The sequence below is a fragment of the Idiomarina sp. OXR-189 genome, assembly GCF_034373425.1.
Classification (GTDB): domain Bacteria; phylum Pseudomonadota; class Gammaproteobacteria; order Enterobacterales; family Alteromonadaceae; genus Idiomarina; species Idiomarina zobellii.
Genome location: NZ_CP139706.1, coordinates 1,867,001 through 1,889,092 on the forward strand (window position 1 = coordinate 1,867,001; position 22,092 = coordinate 1,889,092).

Sequence of the window (22,092 nt, forward strand, 5' to 3'; positions counted from 1 at the left end):
ATAACGAATAAAAATGGATCTTGATGCCAAATTCTTATTTTGACCAATTAATTGATCAGTTGAAACCCGTTGTTTACGATTCTGATTTCGACGCTATTTTCCAGGCCTTAACCAAAGATCTGGATGGTCCCACTCGTTTCAAATTAAAAATGGAGCTTAACCGACTCGCCGCTCCTTGTCGTCGAACGGTTGACTTACGGAATCAAGTCGATGACGAATGCTTTCCTTATGAGCATCAGGGTCGCAGGCATCAGCTCGACAGCGTTGCTATAGAAATTTTTGAGAAAGGCTTAGACACCTATAAAGGCGTCTTCACTCAGGACACGTTTGAGCAAATTCTTGATGCCGATAACCAACTCCGCCGGGCTCAGGAAGAAGAGCGCGCTTACGCACAAAGTCTCGCTTCTCAAAATGCCGAACCAGTGAGCGGCCAGTCACCTTTTAGAACAGAATCTAATGAGCCTTATTCCTACCTAGTGGAGACCTTTAACTTCGGTCGTTATCCATACCGCTCAGAAGAGCGCATGAATTTTACCATAGATGTACTTTTAACCGATGACGCAGAGCAGGAATTCAAAGGTATAACCGCCGATATATCCATTACCGGTATGCGCGTAAGGCTCGACGAATCAAGAGACATAACCGAACAAGACAAGGTTGAATTATCTTTTATTGGTTTAGCCAAAGAGTTTACCGTCGACCCGGGAATGCGCATTCCTTATATTGTTGTTGGCGTACAACACATTGATGGAAAACAGTACATTAATTTAAGCCGCGAATCAGAGTTTCGCTCCGACGAACTTGATAGCTTTTTCCAGCGTTTCATCAACGGCTACAAAAAACGCTACCGCGTTAATATTGATAACACCTACGACAGTGTCATTAGTAAAGGGCATGAGCAATTCTTCTTGCCAAGAACGCGTCAGTTACCGGTTTACTTTTCAGAAGCGAATAAACGGCTAATTGCGGATTATGTATTAACCACAGACAACAACCGTTTTATTTTAGACACCTGGTTAAATGAGCTGAACCAAATTAGTTTCGGCTCGATATTTAATGTTCGGCGGAGCCAGCAAATTCTCGAGCAAATAGAGACCCAGGGGACTGCACAAATTATCGTCCTGAGTTTTTCAATAACAGCTCGCGGCAAAATCTATCACTACTCGGCCACCGCTGATGAATTAAAGCGCTCCGGCCTTTGGGATACTTACATTGCCTTTGGCCGTCAAAAAGCCTCCTGGCGAGTACTCCAGGTTGATATTCGCCGCAGTGACAGTGAGCGGGCATGGCAGCCACAAGCTGTTCCTGAGCATATAAAAGTGCCGTTTCGCATAAATCCGCCTTCAGCAGAAGTGAAGCAAGCGGTGAAACCACTGAAGTATTTGGCCGCGGTTTCAGACGTCACATCCAGTGTTTCCGGTTTAGCAACGGTCGAGCTTAATAAAGCTGAGCTGCCGTCCATAAAGGCGTTCGCACATCCACCCGCTGTGCCGTTACGAACCAAAGAAGCCCGTCTGGAGTTCCTTAATCTGCGCAAAGAAAGACGTTTCAATTATCGCAGCCGCTGCCGCGTCAAAGCAGGCAAGTTTGTCAGGGACGCAATGGTTATCGACCTTTCCATTAGTGGCTTACAGGTACAAATGGATAACCCGGCAAGCATCAATGCGGGCGATACGGTTTATATCTCCATGACGGGCTTCTTGAAAACCTATAAAAAAGCCAAACTCAATGAACTGCCGTACATTGTTGCTTCAACAGACCGGGCGGGGACGACCTTACGGCTGAAAGCGGATACAACGGCAGAGCCACACCAAGGCTCAGATTTTATTCGTTTTCTTATCCGCGAGCAGCGAGACGTACTGAAGCTTCAAGTCGAGAATACATCCGTTAATGGACTCCCTCTGTGCTTAAGAAACCTTTACTGTGAAGCGCCAGCAGCAATACCCATATTCTTTAACCGTTCAAAACAGAAACAGTTATCTGCGCGTCGGGCTGGTATGCCTCAATGGACGTCAGGTTGGTTACGCATGCTGCAGAAGTTACCGGGTAGTCGAGACGCCATTATTAACTTACAACCCCTGCTGCGTGGAAACGCTGTAGCTGATACTCTTGAGCCCAAACTCAAGTCTATGGAGAGAGATGCCTTCCCAGAGTCTCTTCTGCTCCTGATCCGGCTCTATCGTCAAAATGGTGAATACATTGTTCAGACGCAGTGGTGCGCAACAGATGCCTCCGACGACATCCACGGATTTATTGACCAGTGCCTGCCGAATTCGGTATTCCGTGCCATTACTGTCAATTTATCAAGAGCCGGCAAACCGGACATCCAGTTTATTCAAGCCGAATTGGCTTATATGAGCTATTACGCCGCTTATAAAGCAGAAGATCTGGAAGAAGAGCTGTGGAAAATTTTCGGTGTTGCCGAGACTATCGATATCACCTCAAGTTTACTCAATTTCGTGCTACCCGACACCGCTTCAGTTAACGAGCAAGAGCAACGACTAACCGCATGGTTAGAGAAGCTTTGAGTGACTTAAACAGGTAAGAACCTGACGCAGGTCAGGTTCTTCGATGCAATAATCCGCAATACGCTTAAGTGACGGTTTAGCGCAATAAGCAATACCAACCGCTGCATTTTCCAGCATCATTGCATCATTAGCGCCGTCACCAACAGCGACCGTCTTCGACATAGGAATGCCCCATTGATTGGCTAAATCCTGAAGCGACTGGGCTTTAATTTTTGCATCAACAATGTCACCTACTACGCGCCCCGTTAGCTGTCCGTCCTTCACTTCTAACTGATTAGCCACCACAGCATCGGCCTGAAGCTCAGCAGCCAGTCTGTCAGCAAACCAGGTGAATCCGCCTGATACTATAGCTCGCCGCCAACCTTTTTCTTTTAATTCGGCAAACAATTCTTGCGCGCCAGGATGCAAAGGAATGGGGTTAAATAAGCGCTGCAGTGAAGACTCACTAACGCCCTGGAGGCAAGCGACACGCTGACGCAGCGACTCACTAAAGTCGATTTTTCCTTCCATGGCGGCTTTTGTTATTTCCGCAACTTTAGTATAACAGTCATTGAGTCGAGCAATTTCATCGATACACTCAATACCAATTAAGGTAGAATCCATATCGAAAACGATTAAACCAGACGGACACTTCATGAACCAAAAACTCCTGAACCTGTTTTATGCGTACTCAACAAACTAATCTCTGGCAGCCACTAAAAAGTTGGTTGCTGCAAGATAAGACTCGCGCTTTTATGCACATCGCGACCAAACGTGCTTTGCGACTTGGTGCTGCGGCAGGCTTGTTATTTATTATTATGAACGTCTGGAATATTGCCAGTGTTCAGTCACAGCAGCAACTTTTTAACCAAACCCAATCAATAACTGAGTTGTTGATGCAGCAGGTTGAGCATGAAGCGCATTACTGGGTTGAGCAACAGGAAACGGACAACCTACAGCAGCTTGTCGACTATGTCACCAGCCAACCTCATGTGTTGTCTGCGGTTATTCGCGATCGTTTTGGTGAAAATATCGTCACCTCCGGAGCGGCAACGTCGATTATCGACTGGCCGACAGCCAGTTTAGAAGCCGAGCCGTGGATACTGGTTGAAGAAATTAACGAAGAGCAAAATATCAGTGGCTATATCCAGGTCGTATTTGATAAAAGTACTTTGTTAGCCCAAAGCAGACAAGCGCACGACGGGCTAATGCAGCAAGGCAAAGTACTGTTGTTGCTCGCCATGCTAGCGGGCGTATTTATTATGCTGGGTTTTAACCGAATACGAGACCGTTACTGGCAGAAATAGGCGCTACTTTTGATATTAGCTTTAGCTAAACAGCTCGACACTGTTCTGCCATAACTGTGACGCCAGCGCTTCCTTATCAGTGCTTTTTAATTCAGCTAAAGCATCTAACACAAGAGCCACTCGATAAGGCTCATTTCTCTGTCCTTGATACCCGGACAGCGGCATATCGGGTGAATCGGTTTCGAGTACCAGGCTTTCTACCGGTACTTCTTGGATAGCCTGCCTTGTTTTTTGTGCACGGTCATAAGTGATCACTCCCCCAACACCGAGCTTATAGCCTTGCTCAACAAACTTCATCGCCTGTTGATGGCTGCCGCTAAACGCATGAATAACACCTCGCTCAGGCCCGTACTTCTTAATATCGGCATGAGTACGGTCGAGCGTTTTACGGTGGTGAATAATAACCGGTAGTTTCAACTGCTTTGCCAGCTCAAGCTGACGAATGAAAAGCGTATGTTGCTTGTCATAGTCCGGGCAGGTTTTATCAAGACCAATTTCTCCTACCGCTTTTACCTGCCCCTTTTTCTGCTCCAGCGTCCGCTCCAGCACTTCGATATCGCTGATGTCGTGCTCTTCAATAAACCAGGGATGCAAACCCAGTGCATAAGACCAACTCGTGTTCTTACTTGCTAAAAATGTCAGCTTCTCCCACTGGTTTCGTGTCACCCCAGGCACCATAAATCGCTTTACGCCGGCCTCATTGGCTCTTTCCAGCACCGCCTCTCTATCCTTATCAAAGACATCAAAATCGAGGTGACAGTGCGTATCAAAGAGCCGCATAATAAGCTAATGCTCGCGCGTATGGGTAAAGGTGATATCGGGGTAGCGCTCTTCAGCCAAACTTAAGTTCACCATAGTCGGCGCTATGTAGGTCAGGTTGTCACCGCCATCTAACGCTAAATTAGATTCTGGTTTTCGACGGAATTCATCCAGTTTTTTCTCGTCTTTCGACATAACCCAACGTGCTGTAGCGACATTGATGTTTTCGTAAATAGCTTCCACTTTGTATTCCGTTTTCAAACGGTGTACCACCACATCAAACTGCAACACACCAACCGCCCCAACAATAAGGTCGTTGCTAATAAGCGGTCGGAATACCTGCACGGCGCCTTCTTCTGAGAGCTGAACAAGGCCTTTTAACAGCTGTTTTTGTTTAAGCGGATCTTTCAAGCGAATACGGCGGAACAGTTCAGGTGCAAAGTTTGGAATACCGCTAAACTTAAACTCTTCACCGGCGGTGAAAGTGTCGCCTATTTGAATCGTCCCGTGGTTATGCAAACCAATAATATCGCCCGGGTAAGCTTCTTCAACATGCGATCGGTCGCCCGCCAGGAACGTCAGAGCATCGCTAATTCGGACATCTTTGCCGGTGCGTACTTGCCGCATTTTCATGCCTTTTTCATATTTACCCGAAACGATTCGCAAAAACGCCACCCGGTCTCGATGTTTAGGGTCCATATTCGCCTGGATTTTAAAAATAAACCCTGAAAAGTTTTTATTATCAGCCTCGACAAAGCTACCTTCATCTGTCTCGCGCGATTGCGGCTTAGGCGCCCAATCAACAAGGCCATCAAGCATATGGTCAACACCAAAGTTACCTAACGCGGTTCCGAAAAAGACAGGCGTCAATTCGCCCGCCAGGAACATCTCTAAGTCAAACGGGTTCGACGCGCCCTCGACCAACTCGATTTGCTCACGCAGCTCTTCAGCCCACACGCCAAGACGCTCATCAAGTTCAGGGTTGTCCAGGCCTTTGATAATATCCTCTTCCTGAATACGGTGCCCTTGCCCGGTCTTGTACAGAATGACTTCGTCACGCAGTAAATGGTAAACGCCCTTGAAGTTTTTCCCCGAGCCAATTGGCCAGGTGATAGGCGCACACATTATTTTCAGAACGTCTTCCACTTCATCCAATAGTTCAAGTGGGTCACGAATATCGCGGTCAAGCTTATTCATAAACGTCAAAATAGGCGTGTCTCTCAGACGCGTCACTTCCATCAGTTTAATGGTTCTGTCTTCGACACCTTTCGCACCGTCGATAACCATTAAACAAGAATCTACCGCCGTTAACGTGCGGTAAGTATCCTCGGAGAAGTCTGCGTGCCCCGGGGTATCAAGAAGATTGACCAGCGCCTCGTTATACGGAAACTGCATAACCGATGTGGTGACGGAAATACCCCGCTCCTGCTCCATTTCCATCCAATCTGATTTTGCGTGCTGTCCGGACTTCTTCCCCTTTACCGTCCCCGCTTTTTGAATTTGGTGCCCGTGTAAAAGCACTTTTTCAGTAATGGTCGTTTTACCAGCATCAGGGTGAGAGATAATCGCGAATGTACGTCTTTTTTCAACTTCTTCATGTAACTTTGCGTCAGACATTAACAGCACTCAATTTCGGTTATTAATTAATTGGCCTTATTTTCGCTTATCTGCTGCCGATACACAAATTAAGGATGACTAACACCGACTTAATAAGATTCCACAAATGTCTAACAGATAAGTTGTTTAGCTTGTACTAAAATAGACAAGTTAACGTCATGACCAAGGCTACGAAACTATGAGATTGACCATTAAAGCTAAAGTGTTCTCTCTGGCACTCATTCCACCACTGCTGATTGCAGTTTTCCTTACTTGGTACAACTTGTCGCAATCGACACAAGTTGCTCAGAACGCAGTGTCAGACTTTAAGTCGCAAATGGAAACAGACGCCCGGGAGGAAGTCCGTAACTATCTGCAATTGGCCATGAGCTCAATTGAACATTTGGTTGCAGATGACTCTTTAGGCTCTTTACAAGAGCGCCAAGAGCGCGCGAAACAAATTTTGCGCCAGCTTCGCTTCGATGATTCCGGCGACGTCGGTTACGTCTTTGTTTATGACGATGAAGGAAATAGCATCGCGCACGGTGTTAACCAATCTCTGGAAGGGAAGAACTTATACAACTTTAAAGATCCAAACGGCGTTCTCCTCATTCGTGAGCTTATTGAGGCCGCAGAAAGTGGCGGAGGCTTTGTTGAGTATGACTGGGAAAATACCAAAGGCCAGGTGAACCCCAAATTAGGTTACGCTGATATGCTTTCAGAGTGGGGCTGGGTTGTTGGTACCGGCTTTTGGACAGCGGGTTTACAAGAGCAAACGCAAGTTATCGAAGGTAACGTTGACGATGCCCTGACAGAGTCGGCCGCAAGCACCATCATCGCATCTATTATTGTGCTGCTTATCATAGCCGCCCTCGCCCTGTTTGTCGTAAAAGGAATTACAAAACCATTGAAACGTGCATTAGATGCCATGGATCAAATTGCTAAGGGCGATGGCGATCTGACCCAACGCTTAGATACAGACAGCAATGACGAAATGTCTGAACTCGGACAGGCATTTAATAACTTTGCCGACCAAGTCTCCGATATGGTGACTAACATAAGAGCATCGGCAACGTCTGTTACTCACTCGACTCAGCGTTTAGACGGTGTACTTACCGAAGCGCGTAATGGGGTTAACGAGCAGCAGGAAGAAAGCGAGCAAATTGCGACTGCTATTAATGAGCTTGCGACAGCGTCACAGGAAGTTGCCCGCAGCGCAAGCGAAGCCTCAAGCGCAGCTGAACAAGCAGAAGAGCTTGTGCACTCGGCTAACCATCTGTTAACTAAGGCAGTTAATGTTATTCATGGCCTTGCTGAAAAAGTAGAAGATGGCTCGTCTGAAGTAGAAAGATTGAATGCTCACTCTGCTGATATTGGCTCAGTACTGGATGTTATTCGTGCCATTGCCGAACAAACAAACTTATTGGCGTTAAACGCAGCTATTGAGTCTGCCCGTGCGGGTGAAGCGGGACGCGGCTTCGCAGTTGTTGCTGACGAAGTTCGTACGCTGGCTAAGCGCACGCAAGACAGTACTCACGAAATTGAAAGCATGATTGAGCAGTTACAAAGTGGCAGCAAACAGGTATCAGAGGTGATGTCTGCTATTAAAGAAGGCAGCGAAACCAGTGTTGCTGAAGCTGCAGAAGTCGAAACGGCACTGGCTCAAGTGTTGGAAGCGGTGAATACTATCAATAGCCAGAATGCTCAAATTGCGACGGCGGCGGAAGAACAAACCTCTGTGTCTGAAGCCATTAATGAAAACATGACAAAGATTGTCGATATCGCTAAGCAAACTGCCAACGGCACTCAGCAAGCGGGTGAGCATATGCGCGAGCTTACGGACACAGCTCACCAACTCGAAGACAATGTAAAACGCTATCGCATTGACTAAATGTCGATAGCCTGACCTTCATCCATTGGCGTGAGTTGAAACCAACGGCAGAGCGTTTGACCTAAATCGGCAAAGCTCTGTCGTTCGCCATGATTCTTTGGCTCGATCTTGTTCCCCGATAGCAACAATGGAACATATTCTCGGGTATGGTCGCTACCCGGCCAAGTTGGGTCACAGCCATGATCAGCCGTTAGCACAAGCAAGTCATCTTCTTTCATGGCACTGATGACTTTTGGCAACCAAAGGTCAAAACGCTCAAGCTCTTCGGCGTAGCCCTCTGCGTTGCGTCGATGCCCATATAGCGTGTCAAAGTCGACCAAGTTCGTAAAAACAAGACTTTTATCTGCGGCGGTGTTCATTGCCTTTAAGGTTTCGTCCATTAGCTCAGCAAGATCTTTACCTTTAAACGACTGACTAATACCACTGTGCGCAAAGATATCGGAAATTTTGCCAATACCAATCACCTGACCACCGGCATTTTCTAATTTGTTCAATACGGTCGGCTTTGGTGGCAGTACCGAATAGTCTTTCCGGTTAGCTGTTCTGAAAAAATCTTCAGGTGTTTCGCCGACAAAGGGCCGCGCAATAACACGGCCAATGTTGTATTCGTCCAGCAGCTCTCTTACTTGCTCACAGAGCTTATAGAGCCTATCAAGCCCAAAATGCTGTTCATGAGCCGCTATTTGAAAAACCGAATCTGCAGAGGTGTAAAATATTGGCGCCCCGGTTTCAATGTGCTTTTGTCCCAGTCGCTGAATAATTTCGGTACCGGACGCATGACAGTTACCTAAACTAGGTGGAGTACCCGCCTGTTTTTGAATTTTTTCCAGTAACTCCTGCGGAAAGCTGTCCTGTTTATTGGTGAAATAGCCCCAGTCGAAGTGCACCGGCACACCCATCAGTTCCCAATGACCCGACGGTGTATCTTTACCAGATGATACCTCCGCAGCCCAGGCATAGGCTCCATCGGTCTGACACTCTGTTATACCATCAGCATAGTGCCCAACAGCGCCTCTATGAGCTTCGCCCAGTCCCAGCGTCAGAAGATTCGGTATGTTTATCGCATTACCGGACTTTTTGCGCTCCGCAGCGATATGCCCGAACGTGTCGGCTCCTGAGTCATCAAATTTATCAGCGTCAGGAGCAGCACCAATACCTAAAGAGTCTAAGACAATAACAATTGCTCGTGCCATAACGTTACCTTGCTAACCGTTCGTATATCACAGGATTAAGGATAGGCGCCGCTTCAGCACAGGTTATTGCGGACAAGAACATCTCTCGTGCCGTATCCACTTTATCTCTGTCATTACCACAGACCCACGCAACCGGCTGCTGCTTATTCAGCTGAGTTCCAAGTGGGCTTATATGTTTAAAGCCAACACTTAAGTCCAGTTTATCATCAGCTTTGCGGCGACCACCGCCCAACTGCACAACCGCCATACCTATTGACTGAGTATTGTATTCACTAAGATACATTCCTAATTGCTCGTCAGCCGGATAGATAGGCTCAATAATGGTTGCTGCGGATAAATAATGCGCTGGCCTTTCAATGAAGTCAGCCGGTCCATTAAGCAGGCGCACCATTTCACCAAATCGCTCGGCAGCGCTGCCACTGTCTAATGCTTTACTCACACGCAGCCTGGCTTCTTCTCGCTCATTCGCAAGGCCCCCGGACAATAGTGATTCAACAGCTAGCGCCTCAGTTACCTCATGAAGACGCGTATCACGATGCTTGCCGGTTAAGTAGTCAATCGCCAATGTCACTTCCAGCGCATTACCGGCCGCTGAAGCTAACGGCTCATTCATGTCGGTCACCAAAGCGGATGTCGACACACCGAGTTGCACGCCTACCTCGACAATTTTCCGGGCCAGCTCTAGTGATTTTTCATGAGAAGGCATAAAGGCGCCATTACCGGACTTAACATCCATAACCAGGCCATCCAGCCCTTCGGCAAGTTTCTTCGATAAAATCGACGCTGTAATTAACGGAATGGATTCAACAGTTGCCGTGATATCCCGCGTTGCATAAAACCGCCTGTCGGCCGGTGCCAGGTTGCTGGTTTGGCCTATAATAGCCACACCGGCTTGCTTTACGACTTTCTTAAAGGTTGCATTGTCGGGTGTCGAACAATAACCCGGAATAGAATCAAGCTTATCCAGAGTCCCGCCGGTATGCCCCAAGCCTCGCCCTGAGATCATCGGTACATAACCACCACAGGCTGCAATAATAGGTCCAAGCATCAAACTCACGACATCGCCAACACCGCCCGTCGAATGCTTATCCAAAATGGGGCCATCAAACTCTGACTTAGGCCAGCTTAGGACATCTCCCGAGTCGCGCATGGCTTTAGTCAGATTAAGTGTTTCATTGGCAGTCATACCATTAAAATAAATAGCCATTGCGAGGGCTGCGATTTGCCCCTCGCTCACACTCTCATCACAAATACCATTGACGAAATGGTGAATCTCTTCCTGAGTTAACGGAAGAGCATCACGCTTTTTGCGAATACTATCTTGCGCCAAAAACATAATCAGCGGTTATCCAAAATGCTCTGTACGTCTTTCAACAAACTGCTTGCGCCAATTCGGAAGTGCTCAGGAGTCACCCAGTCCTTACCGAGAATTTCCTCGGCCAGGTTAATGTATTGCATAGCTTCTTCTACCATACGAATACCGCCAGCCGCCTTAAACCCGCAGTCGCTGCCACTCGCTTTTATGACACCCAGCATTGTTTGAGCGGCTGATAAGGTTGCGTTCGTTTCCACTTTGCCAGTCGATGTTTTAATGAAGTCGGCCCCATTAGCAATAGCAATTTCACTGGCCGCGACAATAGCATCCTGAGTTTTAAGCTCACCCGATTCAATAATCACTTTAAGCGTCACTTCGTCACCGCATATATCTTTGCATTCACGAACTAACTCAGCAGGCGTACTCTCGTCCCCATTTAACAGCGCTCGATATGGCAAGACAACATCAATTTCGTGTGCCCCCGCCGCAATAGCTCGTTCGGTTTCAGCCGCAGTTCTTTCAATATTTGTACTGCCGTCCGGGAAGTTAGTGACTGTTGCTATGGGGATACTCAGGTCATGCTTTTCAAAATAGGCTTGTGCTGTTGCCACCCACTCAGGAAAAACGCAAATAGCCGCAACTGATTGGCTACCAATAGTCACCTTCGCGCAGAGTGATTCAATAGTGGCTTTATCATCGTCATTGTTCAGTGACGTTAAATCAACATAGGATAGTACCTGCAAAGCCTGAGCTTGATTTTCCGATGGCATAAACTTCTCCTAATTCTGTTCGCTTTGCCACTTCATGACTAAAGCATCTTCATAGCCATTATGGGTTTTGTAATAGTCGGAGCGCTTAGCCAGCTCGCTGAACCCATACGTTCGATATAAATTAATTGCCGTTGTATTGGACGCGCGTACTTCAAGAAATACTGACATTTTGTTCTGGTGCGCATAGTTTAAGGCATCTTTCATCAAGTAATGCGAAAACCCATGCCCTTGATGCTTTGGATCAACCGCGACATTAAAAATCGTCAACTCGTCCAGTACCTGCTGACAGATAATATAGCCTATCGTTTCTCCATCAATTGTGAGCCGCCGATTGTAATAAGCCGGCCCATGACTTTGGCTGAAAACTGAAAAGCTCCAGGGGTGTTCATGAGCTCGCCGTTCAATCTCATAGCACGCCTTATCAGGCGTAAAATTTCGAAGCGTTATTTCAGGCATGGCTTAAACTGCGCCACAGCTCTTTTTTAAATGTGGCTGTCGGTGCTTTATCAAACCAGCTGTCGTAATTAAAGCATTTGTCAGAATTCTCTGCTGCCTTTACGGCCACTGGGCGTTCACCAACACACAAGCAAAAGTCCTTAAACCACTGAGGTAGCTCAACAGGTAATTGCGACTCTCCCACCAGATAGTAAGTGCCCATTTTGTAACAGTAATGATGATTGGGTTTAGGTGTTTTTTCCCAAACAGGAATGTTCATAGCAGCCAGTGCTTGCACCTGTTGAGAAGTCCACTGAGCATCCATAGGAGTTACCGTTTGACTAAGTTACCGAATAGAGATGAATGTAGTGTAATTGAGCAGGATAAATAAGACTAGTAAAGAGTTGGCAGGGGCGGAGGGATTCGAACCCCCAACCGTCGGTTTTGGAGACCGCTGTTCTGCCAGTTGGAACTACGCCCCTAACTCTCGAGGGAAGGATTATACCGACAACAAGCCGTGGTACAAGTACTTATTGGCTCTTAGCCTGTTGTTTGCAGATAATTTAACCAGCAAGACTAATGCTCTACGTCGAACAGCTCTTCATGAACCAATTCAACAATCTCTTCTACCTTAAACTCATCGATTTGAAAGTGCTCTAAAACACCATCTAGTACAGACTGCCATTCTTCCTGCCCCGCCAGGCTGCGCGTACGCAGGTCAATGGCATAGCGCGATATTTTCAAAATACCCAGTAAGTCTAAGGCTATGTTGGATAACTCACTCGATGTTGAAAAAATAGAACTGTCATCAAACAAGTAATAGATAACTTCGACGACAATTTTGGGGAGCTTCCATTGCTGAGCAAGTAATGCGCCCATCGTTGTGTGAGTCGTATTAAACTTACGCTGCTCTTGTTCAATAATTTCAGGCCATGGTTGGCTGCTTGAGGCGTTCAATAGCTCAGAGTATTCCTCATCGAATTCTGACAGCATGACGGGAATACCAGAGCTTTGAAATAAACCAAGCATGTATGCATGGTCCCTCAACTCAGGCTTACCAACGGCTTCGGAAACCATCACACAAGCACTTGCCACCCACTCGTTATAACGCCAAAACTCATTAAGATCATAGTCCGACTTAAGCGCGGACTTTAGCGCTACCGCTTTTACGATAGGGAAAACTCGTCGAAAGCCCAGCGTCATTACCGCCTGCTGGATAGAGTCTATTTCTTTTGCCCGCCGATAAGCAGCAGAATTCACCACTTGCAAAACTGCAGCGGCAATCCCCATATCAGATGCAATGGCATCGGCAATAACGGACACATCAGGCTCTTCTTTTTTGGCTTCACTACTAACAGTTAACAGAGTTTGCGGTCGTGGCGGTATACTCACTTTTTGTAATAACCGTTTCTCTGCTGTTGTAATTTCTATCGCCATAATGTCTCCAAGTTGAACCCGATGAGTGACACAGAGTCTCAAACAATGAGATTATGTTGCCACCTTTTTTATGGTAAAACACATCAATGCTTTACATTCGCTGTATTCTTATTGCTTGTAGCTTATTCGTTAGCTGTCTGACTTTTGCTTCCGTAGAAGTAAGAGTTTCGGGTGTCGACGATAAAGCCTATGACAATGTCATGACGCTACTACAAATTGCCCGACTCAATAATAGCGAGAGCTACGCAGACTATCGAGTTCGGTATCTACACCGACAAGCCCCTGACGATATTCAAAAAGCATTGCGTCCTTATGGATATTATCAGGTTGAAGTGAATGCTCAACTAGAAAGTGTCGAGAGCGGTTGGGTTGCCTCGTATGAGGTAGTATTGAATGAGCCAGTACGTATAACGAAAAACAGCTGGATTATAAATGGCGATGCCTCAGATGATGATGTATTCCTCGCTTTGTTAAAAAACAGTGATCTGAAAGAAAACCAGCGTTTTATTCACAGCCAGTATGAAGCACTAAAGTCTCGTTTTTTATCCTTAGCAAGCCATCGCGGTTACCACGATGCGCATTTCAGTAAACACGATGTAGAAATTGATGTTGATAAAAACACCGCTAATATCGATGTTATTTTTGAATCAGGTCAACGTTATAAGTTCGGCTCGGTAACCTTCGAGCAAGACATTCTAAACGATGGCCTGCTGCAACGCTTTGTGCCTTTCGAGCTGGGTGAGGGTTATACCAGCCAGGAACTGAGCAATTTACAAGTCGCACTGCTGGACAGTGGCTATTTTTCGCAAGTGCAGGTAAGTCCGAGATGGAATGACTCTGAAGAACACCATGTCCCGGTTGATGTTAAATCGACGGCAAACTATAGAAACCAATACCAATATGGCGTTGGTTATGGCACCGATACTGGCGCACGGGTTAGTGCAAGCCTGAATCGGCGCTGGGTCAACGAAGATGGCCACCAATTTCGGGGATTGACTCAAGTATCTCAAATTGAAAGCCGTGTTAGTGCTAACTACATCGTACCCGGGAAAAAACCGCAGTCTGACTACTATCGATTTAACGCAGAGGTATCGGATAAAAATAATGAGGGTCAAGAAAACCGCTTATACCGCATCGGTGCGTCCAGTACCGTTACAATGAATCAGTGGCAACATGAGTTTGGCTTAAGCTGGCAAAGAGATGACTTTCAGATTGGTGAAACAGAAGGTACCAGTCAATTTCTTATTCCACGATCGAGCTGGACCTACATGACAGCCGACGGGCGCTTGAATATTGATAAAGGATTTCGCTTTGATGCTACGCTTAAAGCGGCAAATGATACGCTCTTATCAGACGCGAACATGGCCAGTTTGAAACTGGGGTTCAAAGCCGTCGTACCGCTAACTGAGCGCGTCAGAATACTCACGCGTGCTGATATAGGCGCCACCTATATTGATAACTTCGATACCCTGCCTCCATCACTGCGCTTTTTCGGGGGTGGCGACCACAGTGTTCGTGGTTATGCCTATGAACAGCTCGGTCCTGAGGACGAAACCGGAACGGTTATTGGGGGTCGTTACTTAGCAACAGCTAGCGCTGAAATTGACTATCGGTTTAAGGAACACTGGCGGATTGCATTGTTTACGGACATCGGGAATGCGATGATCGAACCTAATGAGCCATTAAAGCAAAGTATTGGCTTTGGTGTGCGCTGGATATCGCCTATCGGCTCAATTCGGCTTGACTTAGCCCAAGCAATTGATGAGCCCGATAAGCCTTGGCGACTGCACTTAACCCTGGGGCCTGATCTATGACGATTTATCGTTGGTTGGCAAGCATCATATTGGGCATTTTTTTTGTAATACCATCGGTTGCGATCGCATTGTTCGGTACCGAAACGGGCAGCCGTTGGGTAGTCGATAAGGCCATTCATTACTCCCCAATAGATATTCGTTACGATCAGTTTCGAGGCAAGCTACTAACCGAGTTTAGCTTTAATAACTTACGTATTGAGTCCGAGTCATTTGCTTACCAAACCGAAGCATTAAAAATCCATTGGCAGCCGTTAGCGTTATTATCAGGCTCTATTACGGCAGAGCGTATTAAGAGTGATCACGGCGAAGTCCGGTTACGCTCTACAGAGGCTAAACCCAACAACGATAACCAAGCAAACGCTCTCAATGAGATAAAAATAGAACTTCCCTTATCCATTGATATTCAGAAGCTAACAGTGTCTGACACGTTATTCTTTTTCTTTGAGGCTCCAGCTCAAAAGCTTGATGTAAATCTTTCCGCTAAAGCAAACACGCGTGGTCGAGTCACTCTGAGAAACTTAGATATTTCGCACCAGTATGTAACAGCATCCGTTCGCGGGCAGTCGTTACTGTCATATCCTTTTAAAAGCTCACTGAATACTAAAATTGAGCTGCATTCGCCGGATTATCCCGCTCTCACTATCAACAGCCTATTTAAAGGGGATATAAGAAAGCTCGTCACTGAGACGAAACTTAGTGACAGTCTGAATGCTTCCCTTGAAGCTACTCTGCATCAACCAGCCAAAGCGCTGAGCTGGTCTGTTACCAGTCAATGGAATGAAAGCAACCTTACCCCATGGTTAAAGGCTTTTGACTTAGGAGACCTGAGCCTTGTGTTTAACGGAGCCGTTGCAGGGGAAGGGAGTTTAAACAGCGCCATTCTTAGTCCGGACCTATCGGTTACCGTAAACCAAAGAAATGCAGCAATATCTGGACGCTTAACGTACGAGTCTAATGCATTAACAATTAACTCTCTTAACGTGAGTTCAGATAATGATATTCGTGGTGAATTGCTCATTAGCGGAAGTATTGTTCACCTTGATTCCGTCCCTGTTATTGATGTCACTTCGCAATGGGATACTGTTTTATACAAACCCAGCGATATTATTAGTGAAGGCGGTAAATTAACAGTTAGTGGAGCTATCGATAATTTATCCGCTCGTTTATCGAGCGATATTAACGGCTTGTTACCACAACCATTTAAGCTAACCAGTGAGGCTCAGCTTGCTTCCAAGTCGCTCAATCTAACCACATTAAAGCTCAGTCAAAATAACAACATGATAGCTGCAGAGGCAACTATTGATTGGAGCCGTGATATCTCTTTAAATGCCAATGTGACTGGTACTTACGAAGGTCATGACGTCAATAGCAAAGTTTCAATGAGCTACGCCGCCCCCTATCTATTTGTCGAAAGCATGGAAGGAAATTGGGGAGCTCAATCGTTTAACATTAACGGAGCATTGAGCTCAGGACGAACATTGAACTGGGAGCTTCAATCTGACCAATTAAGCCAGGTATCAGAATTACAAGGAACTGCTTTAGCGCGCGGAACCATTAATGGTGTGTTAAACCAACCCGAGTTTACGATAGGGCTCGATTCCGCCGAATTAAAGCAAACAGGTTATAAGAAAGTTTATTTAACCCAGCCTACCGATTTAACACTCAGTTCTAAAAACGCTAATTTTAGATTACACGACCTGTGCATTGGTTATGCGGAGATCAGCTCCCCTTTATGTATTCAGTTAGACAAAGATAAAAGCTGGCTGTCTTTTAAAGCTAACGCTCAATCTGTTCCTATAAATGCATTGCAAGCTTTAGTCATACCTTCGGCATTGTACAAACTGCAAGGCGATCTGGAGCTCGACATCGAAGGTTCAGTAGATATTGAAACAAAGACATTCAACCAGTTAAATGCATCAATAAATGCCAATAACACAAAAGTTTCGACTGCAGAAGAAACCGTAACCTTAGAGAAATTGCAGTTCGTTGCGAAAACTAAAGAGCAAGGATTACAAGCCAATGTAATCGCTCAAGCTAATGAGCTTGGACTAAACCTAAATGGTTACGTCGAGACAGGCAGCTTGGAAACAGGTAGTAAGCTATCCGGCACTTTAGACTTTGACTCAGACAGCCTGGAGTTAGCTAACCTATTGCTTCCACAAGTCAGTATTGGTAAAGGAAAGGCTTCTGCTCGCATAGTAATAGATGGAACAGTGGATACCCCTCTAGCATCGGGAAAAGTTCAACTCAATGCGAATCAGATAGTGGTGCTGCAATCTGGCACCATGCTAAACGACGTTACTGGGACTCTGCAAGCAGATGCAAACTCAGGTCAGTTTAAGGTGGAGGCTGACGGAAAAGTGGGTTCCGGAAAATTGCAAATTACTGGCCACTTGAATGCATTTAAGCAGTTCGGCAAGTTAGACATTAATGGAAACGACCTGCTTATTATCGATACGCCGGATTTGCTCATAGAAGCCTCACCGGAACTAACCGTAAGCCTAGATAAAAAGCTGATAAGCTTAAATGGAAAATTAAATATCCCTAAAGCCCGCATAACCCCTATAGAACTTAACCAAGCCACAACAGAATCTGCTGATGTTCGGTTGAAAAATGAAGAGAAAAAAACGTCTGTATTCAAAACCCAAACTGACTTAACCGTCTCTTTGGGAGAAAACGTAAGAGTTAAAGCGCTTGGCTTTGCTGGTCAGATTCAAGGAAGCCTTAACATTACTCAACAACCTAACTCTCCAGCAAGAGGGAACGGAACTATAGGTGTCACGTCCGGGCAATATGAAATTTATGGACAAAAACTAACGATAGAGCGCGGTGACTTGCTATTTAACGACGTTCCTTTAAGCAGCCCTTCATTAAACCTCAGGATTACTAGAAATATCAGCTCCTCGACAAGTAATCAAAAACCACCTGAGAAAATAGGAGCACGCGTTACTGGCAGTATTGAGCAGCCCGAGCTTAGCCTATTTTCTACACCACCAATGAGTGATAGCACAATACTGTCCTACCTTCTTTTCGGAAAACCACCTGGCAGCCAAGGCGACGTGAACAATCTGGAACTCCAAGCCGCTTTATTGGTAGGCGGCCGTAGTACCGAGTTTTTAACCGATGGATTGAAAGAAACTTTTGACTTAGACGAAGTCTCTCTCGATTCACGAACCAGTGATGTTAACGACACATCTTTGTATATCGGCAAGCATTTATCCCCAGACTTATATATTAAGTACGGAATCGGTTTAATAGAACCAACCTCAACTTTCATCTTACGTTATAGCCTTACCGACAAATTGATTTTCGAATCTGTTTCTAATGCGGAAGGTCAAGGTGGAGACTTGATATACACCATCGAGAAATAGTTATGGTTTAATGCCATTACATTAATTGAGTTGGTTAAGATTTTTAGCATGAGCAAGCCATTGGGCTGGCTTAACATTGCGGGTGACGTAGTGTCGCCTCAGGCTACCGAGAGGCAGAGGAGCAGGCATAAAAAAAGCCCCCAGCGTCAGCTGAGGGCTTCTTCGATTTGAAGTCTGGACAAGGTTTCGCAGAGCTCAACCTGTTCAGCGGGGTAAAGCCAAATTGTTGGCTTTACCGGGGACCCGCTTCACCCTACTCTCCGCCCTTCGGGCCGCACTAACGTGCGTTCAAAATCGCTCCCGGCGATTTTGTCACATGCCCATGCTCGAGTAGCACAACACACAAAATAAAAAGCCCCAGCCAAAATCGGCTGGGGCTCTTTTATTTGAAGTCTGGCGGTGACCTACTCTCGCATGGGGAGACCCCACACTACCATCGGCGCTGGTGTGTTTCACTGCTGAGTTCGGGATGGATTCAGGTGGTGCCACACCGCTATGGCCGCCAGACATAAACTGTCACAACATAAAAAACTGATTCTTAGTAATCGCCACTCTTCTTGCCGCTTAGCAGAGTCGCTCGCTTGTGCGTAACGTCTCAAACAACTTCGGTGTTGTATGGTTAAGTCTCACGGGCAATTAGTACGGGTTAGCTCAACGCATTACTACGCTTCCACACCCCGCCTATCAACGTCGTCGTCTTCAACAACCCTTCAGAGCACTTAAAGTGCTAGTGAGAGCTTATCTCGAGGCTCGCTTCCCGCTTAGATGCTTTCAGCGGTTATCGATTCCGAACATAGCTACCGGGCAGTGCCATTGGCATGACAACCCGAACACCAGAGGTTCGTCCACTCCGGTCCTCTCGTACTAGGAGCAGCTCCTCTCAACTCTCAAACGCCCACGGCAGATAGGGACCGAACTGTCTCACGACGTTCTAAACCCAGCTCGCGTACCACTTTAAATGGCGAACAGCCATACCCTTGGGACCGACTTCAGCCCCAGGATGTGATGAGCCGACATCGAGGTGCCAAACACCGCCGTCGATATGAACTCTTGGGCGGTATCAGCCTGTTATCCCCGGAGTACCTTTTATCCGTTGAGCGATGGCCCTTCCATTCAGAACCACCGGATCACTATGACCTACTTTCGTATCTGCTCGACGTGTCTGTCTCGCAGTTAAGCTGGCTTCTGCCATTGCACTAACCGTACGATGTCCGACCGTACTTAGCCAACCTTCGTGCTCCTCCGTTACTCTTTGGGAGGAGACCGCCCCAGTCAAACTACCCACCAGGCACTGTCCACAACCCCGATAAGGGGCCTATGTTAGAACATCAAACATACAAGGGTGGTATTTCAAGGATGGCTCCACATCAACTAGCGCCAATGCTTCAAAGCCTCCCACCTATCCTACACATGTAGGTTCAATGTTCAGTGCCAAGCTGTAGTAAAGGTTCACGGGGTCTTTCCGTCTAGCCGCGGGTACACAGCATCTTCACTGCGATTTCAATTTCACTGAGTCTCGGGTGGAGACAGCGTGGCCATGGTTACACCATTCGTGCAGGTCGGAACTTACCCGACAAGGAATTTCGCTACCTTAGGACCGTTATAGTTACGGCCGCCGTTTACCGGGGCTTCGATCAAGAGCTTCGCATACGCTAACCCCATCAATTAACCTTCCGGCACCGGGCAGGTGTCACACCGTATACGTCCACTTTCGTGTTAGCACAGTGCTGTGTTTTTAATAAACAGTCCCAGCCACCTGGTCACTGCGACCGCCAACAGCTCATGACGCGAAGTCAATCACCATCAGCGGCGTACCTTCTCCCGAAGTTACGGTACTATTTTGCCTAGTTCCTTCACCCGAGTTCTCTCAAGCGCCTTAGTATTCTCTACCTGACCACCTGTGTCGGTTTGGGGTACGGTCAATGTTCATCTGAAGCTTAGAGGCTTTTCCCGGAAGCAGGGCATCAATGACTTCGCATCCGTAGATGCTCGTCTCGTGTCTCGGCCTTAAGGGTCCGGATTTTCCTAAACCCTCAGCCTACGCACTTTCACGCGGACTACCAACGCCGCGCTCACCTAGCCTTCTCCGTCCCCCCATCGCAATGAACATCGGTACAGGAATATTAACCTGTTTTCCATCGACTACGCGTTTCCGCCTCGCCTTAGGGGCCGACTTACCCTACCCTGATTAGCATGGGATAGGAAACCTTGGTCTTCCGGCGTGGGAGTTTTTCACTCCCATTATCGTTACTCATGTCAGCATTCGCACTTCTGATACGTCCAGCAGTCCTCTCGAACCACCTTCATCCGCTTACAGAACGCTCCCCTACCCAGCAACAAGTTGCTGCCGCAGCTTCGGTGTATGGCTTAGCCCCGTTACATCTTCCGCGCAGGCCGACTCGACTAGTGAGCTATTACGCTTTCTTTAAAGGGTGGCTGCTTCTAAGCCAACCTCCTAGCTGTCTGTGCCTTCCCACATCGTTTCCCACTGAGCCATAACTTTGGGACCTTAGCTGGCGGTCTGGGTTGTTTCCCTCTCCACGACGGACGTTAGCACCCGCCGTGTGTCTCCCGGATAGTACTCATTGGTATTCGGAGTTTGCATGGGGTTGGTAAGTCGGGATGACCCCCTAGCCCAAACAGTGCTCTACCCCCAATGGTATTCGTCCGAGGCTCTACCTAAATAGATTTCGGGGAGAACCAGCTATCTCCGGGCTTGATTAGCCTTTCACTCCTAGCCACAAGTCATCCCCTCATTTTTCAACATAAGTGGGTTCGGTCCTCCAATTGATGTTACTCAATCTTCAACCTGCTCATGGTTAGATCGCCCGGTTTCGGGTCTATACCTTGCAACTGAGCGCCCAGTTAAGACTCGGTTTCCCTACGGCTACCCTATACGGTTAACCTTGCTACAAAATATAAGTCGCTGACCCATTATACAAAAGGTACGCAGTCACGGAACACGTCCGCTCCTACTGCTTGTACGTACACGGTTTCAGGTTCTATTTCACTCCCCTCGCCGGGGTTCTTTTCGCCTTTCCCTCACGGTACTGGTTCACTATCGGTCAGTTGGGAGTATTTAGCCTTGGAGGATGGTCCCCCCATATTCAGTCAAGATAACACGTGTCCCGACCTACTCGTTTTCACGTTTCATGCGCCTTCACATACCGGGCTATCACCGTCTATGGCTCTGCTTCCCAACAGATTCTGTTAGCACATGTAACGCTTAAGGGCTGCTTCCCGTTCGCTCGCCGCTACTAGGGAAATCTCGGTTGATTTCTTTTCCTCCGGGTACTTAGATGTTTCAGTTCTCCGGGTTCGCCTCCTGGCACCTATTTTATTCAGTGCCGGATACTGAGCAAGCTCAGTGGGTTGCCCCATTCGGAAATCCATGACTCAAGTGGCTCTTACTGCCTCGTCATGGCTTATCGCAAGTTAGTACGTCCTTCATCGCCTCCAACTGCCTAGGCATCCACCGTGTACGCTTAGTCACTTAACCATACAACCCGAAGGTGTCTGGATTACATGACCAAGATTGTTTGTTCTCGCTGTACACAAGTTCGATACGCCTCTACCTTACGGTTTGTTCAAGTAGAGTGGCATTTCTTACTTTATTTACAATCAGCTTTCCATGTTGTTAAAGAGCGTGTAACACGAAGTTACCGGTAAATATTCTTAGCCAAGAACACTTAACGCT

Annotated in this window: 14 protein-coding genes, 1 tRNA gene and 2 rRNA genes; 5 read left to right on the forward strand and 12 right to left on the reverse strand. The window is 47.0% G+C overall.

Features of this window, described 5'->3' with window-relative positions:
• Positions 1-23 precede the first annotated feature (23 nt).
• Complete coding sequence (locus UM402_RS09280) at positions 24-2,528, forward strand: PilZ domain-containing protein (RefSeq protein ID WP_058578715.1); 2,505 nt, start codon at positions 24-26, stop codon at positions 2,526-2,528.
• Here the strand turns inward: UM402_RS09280 and serB are convergent.
• Positions 2,514-3,164 carry a phosphoserine phosphatase SerB gene (gene serB / locus UM402_RS09285; RefSeq protein WP_058578714.1) on the reverse strand — a complete coding sequence of 217 codons (651 nt, stop codon included), beginning with the start codon at positions 3,162-3,164 and terminating at the stop codon, positions 2,514-2,516. The two genes, UM402_RS09280 and serB, sit on opposite strands and share 15 nt — an antisense overlap.
• A 26-nt stretch (positions 3,165-3,190) precedes the next feature.
• Between serB and UM402_RS09290 the strand changes: the two genes are divergently transcribed.
• The gene (locus UM402_RS09290; RefSeq protein WP_322295288.1) at positions 3,191-3,814 is read left to right on the forward strand and encodes a YtjB family periplasmic protein; all 624 of its coding nucleotides are present in this window, start codon (positions 3,191-3,193) and stop codon (positions 3,812-3,814) included.
• Between the two features lie 21 nt (positions 3,815-3,835).
• Here UM402_RS09290 and UM402_RS09295 read toward each other — a convergent pair whose 3' ends face one another.
• Together UM402_RS09295 and prfC are read right to left on the reverse strand one after the other, a co-directional pair.
• Positions 3,836-4,594: a TatD family hydrolase gene (locus UM402_RS09295; protein ID WP_058578713.1), complete on the reverse strand. Its 759-nt coding sequence runs from the start codon at positions 4,592-4,594 to the stop codon at positions 3,836-3,838.
• Positions 4,595-4,600: 6 nt separating this feature from the next.
• Positions 4,601-6,190: a peptide chain release factor 3 gene (prfC, locus tag UM402_RS09300; RefSeq protein ID WP_322295289.1), complete on the reverse strand. Its 1,590-nt coding sequence runs from the start codon at positions 6,188-6,190 to the stop codon at positions 4,601-4,603.
• A 178-nt stretch (positions 6,191-6,368) separates the two neighbouring features.
• On the opposite strand from prfC, the gene UM402_RS09305 reads away from it, so the two are divergent.
• Positions 6,369-8,060 (forward strand): methyl-accepting chemotaxis protein, encoded by a 1,692-nt coding sequence (locus tag UM402_RS09305; protein ID WP_322295290.1) that lies wholly within the window; start codon positions 6,369-6,371, stop codon positions 8,058-8,060.
• Here UM402_RS09305 and UM402_RS09310 read toward each other — a convergent pair.
• From UM402_RS09310 to UM402_RS09340, 7 genes are all read right to left on the reverse strand, one after another.
• Positions 8,057-9,253, reverse strand: coding sequence for a phosphopentomutase (locus UM402_RS09310; RefSeq protein WP_322295291.1), 1,197 nt, complete (start codon positions 9,251-9,253; stop codon positions 8,057-8,059). The two genes, UM402_RS09305 and UM402_RS09310, sit on opposite strands and share 4 nt — an antisense overlap.
• A 4-nt stretch (positions 9,254-9,257) precedes the next feature.
• Positions 9,258-10,589 carry a thymidine phosphorylase gene (gene deoA, locus UM402_RS09315; RefSeq protein ID WP_322295292.1) on the reverse strand — a complete coding sequence of 444 codons (1,332 nt, stop codon included), beginning with the start codon at positions 10,587-10,589 and terminating at the stop codon, positions 9,258-9,260.
• 2 nt (positions 10,590-10,591) lie between these two features.
• The gene (gene deoC, locus UM402_RS09320; protein WP_322295293.1) at positions 10,592-11,338 is read right to left on the reverse strand and encodes a deoxyribose-phosphate aldolase; all 747 of its coding nucleotides are present in this window, start codon (positions 11,336-11,338) and stop codon (positions 10,592-10,594) included.
• 9 nt (positions 11,339-11,347) lie between these two features.
• The gene (gene rimI / locus UM402_RS09325; RefSeq protein ID WP_289118271.1) at positions 11,348-11,794 is read right to left on the reverse strand and encodes a ribosomal protein S18-alanine N-acetyltransferase; all 447 of its coding nucleotides are present in this window, start codon (positions 11,792-11,794) and stop codon (positions 11,348-11,350) included.
• Positions 11,787-12,098, reverse strand: a complete 312-nt coding sequence (locus UM402_RS09330) for a hypothetical protein (protein ID WP_058578707.1) — start codon at positions 12,096-12,098, stop codon at positions 11,787-11,789. The genes rimI and UM402_RS09330 overlap by 8 nt, the downstream gene beginning before the upstream one ends.
• Before the next feature lie 80 nt (positions 12,099-12,178).
• Positions 12,179-12,255, reverse strand: a tRNA-Trp gene (locus tag UM402_RS09335).
• A gap of 94 nt (positions 12,256-12,349) precedes the next feature.
• Positions 12,350-13,210 (reverse strand): HDOD domain-containing protein, encoded by an 861-nt coding sequence (locus tag UM402_RS09340; protein WP_058578706.1) that lies wholly within the window; start codon positions 13,208-13,210, stop codon positions 12,350-12,352.
• 86 nt (positions 13,211-13,296) lie between these two features.
• On the opposite strand from UM402_RS09340, the gene UM402_RS09345 reads away from it, so the two are divergent.
• Both UM402_RS09345 and UM402_RS09350 read left to right on the forward strand, forming a co-directional pair.
• On the forward strand, positions 13,297-15,024 hold the full coding sequence (locus UM402_RS09345; protein WP_058578705.1) for an autotransporter assembly complex protein TamA: 1,728 nt from the start codon (positions 13,297-13,299) through the stop codon (positions 15,022-15,024).
• The gene (locus UM402_RS09350) at positions 15,021-18,395 is read left to right on the forward strand and encodes a translocation/assembly module TamB domain-containing protein (protein ID WP_058578704.1); all 3,375 of its coding nucleotides are present in this window, start codon (positions 15,021-15,023) and stop codon (positions 18,393-18,395) included. Before UM402_RS09345 ends, UM402_RS09350 begins: the two co-directional genes overlap by 4 nt.
• 391 nt (positions 18,396-18,786) lie before the next feature.
• Here the strand turns inward: UM402_RS09350 and rrf are convergent.
• Positions 18,787-18,902, reverse strand: a 5S ribosomal RNA gene (rrf, locus tag UM402_RS09355).
• Between the two features lie 108 nt (positions 18,903-19,010).
• Positions 19,011-21,894 (reverse strand): 23S ribosomal RNA (locus UM402_RS09360).
• Positions 21,895-22,092 lie beyond the last annotated feature (198 nt).

Bases quoted from the DNA above. Each gene is read 5' to 3' on its own strand.
- UM402_RS09280 (WP_058578715.1), top strand. From the start codon at position 24: ATGCCAAATTCTTATTTTGACCAATTAATTGATCAGTTGAAACCCGTT.
- serB (WP_058578714.1), bottom strand. From the start codon at position 3,164: ATGAAGTGTCCGTCTGGTTTAATCGTTTTCGATATGGATTCTACCTTA.
- UM402_RS09290 (WP_322295288.1), top strand. From the start codon at position 3,191: ATGCGTACTCAACAAACTAATCTCTGGCAGCCACTAAAAAGTTGGTTG.
- UM402_RS09295 (WP_058578713.1), bottom strand. From the start codon at position 4,594: ATGCGGCTCTTTGATACGCACTGTCACCTCGATTTTGATGTCTTTGAT.
- prfC (WP_322295289.1), bottom strand. From the start codon at position 6,190: ATGTCTGACGCAAAGTTACATGAAGAAGTTGAAAAAAGACGTACATTC.
- UM402_RS09305 (WP_322295290.1), top strand. From the start codon at position 6,369: ATGAGATTGACCATTAAAGCTAAAGTGTTCTCTCTGGCACTCATTCCA.
- UM402_RS09310 (WP_322295291.1), bottom strand. From the start codon at position 9,253: ATGGCACGAGCAATTGTTATTGTCTTAGACTCTTTAGGTATTGGTGCT.
- deoA (WP_322295292.1), bottom strand. From the start codon at position 10,589: ATGTTTTTGGCGCAAGATAGTATTCGCAAAAAGCGTGATGCTCTTCCG.
- deoC (WP_322295293.1), bottom strand. From the start codon at position 11,338: ATGCCATCGGAAAATCAAGCTCAGGCTTTGCAGGTACTATCCTATGTT.
- rimI (WP_289118271.1), bottom strand. From the start codon at position 11,794: ATGCCTGAAATAACGCTTCGAAATTTTACGCCTGATAAGGCGTGCTAT.
- UM402_RS09330 (WP_058578707.1), bottom strand. From the start codon at position 12,098: ATGGATGCTCAGTGGACTTCTCAACAGGTGCAAGCACTGGCTGCTATG.
- UM402_RS09340 (WP_058578706.1), bottom strand. From the start codon at position 13,210: ATGGCGATAGAAATTACAACAGCAGAGAAACGGTTATTACAAAAAGTG.
- UM402_RS09345 (WP_058578705.1), top strand. From the start codon at position 13,297: ATGCTTTACATTCGCTGTATTCTTATTGCTTGTAGCTTATTCGTTAGC.
- UM402_RS09350 (WP_058578704.1), top strand. From the start codon at position 15,021: ATGACGATTTATCGTTGGTTGGCAAGCATCATATTGGGCATTTTTTTT.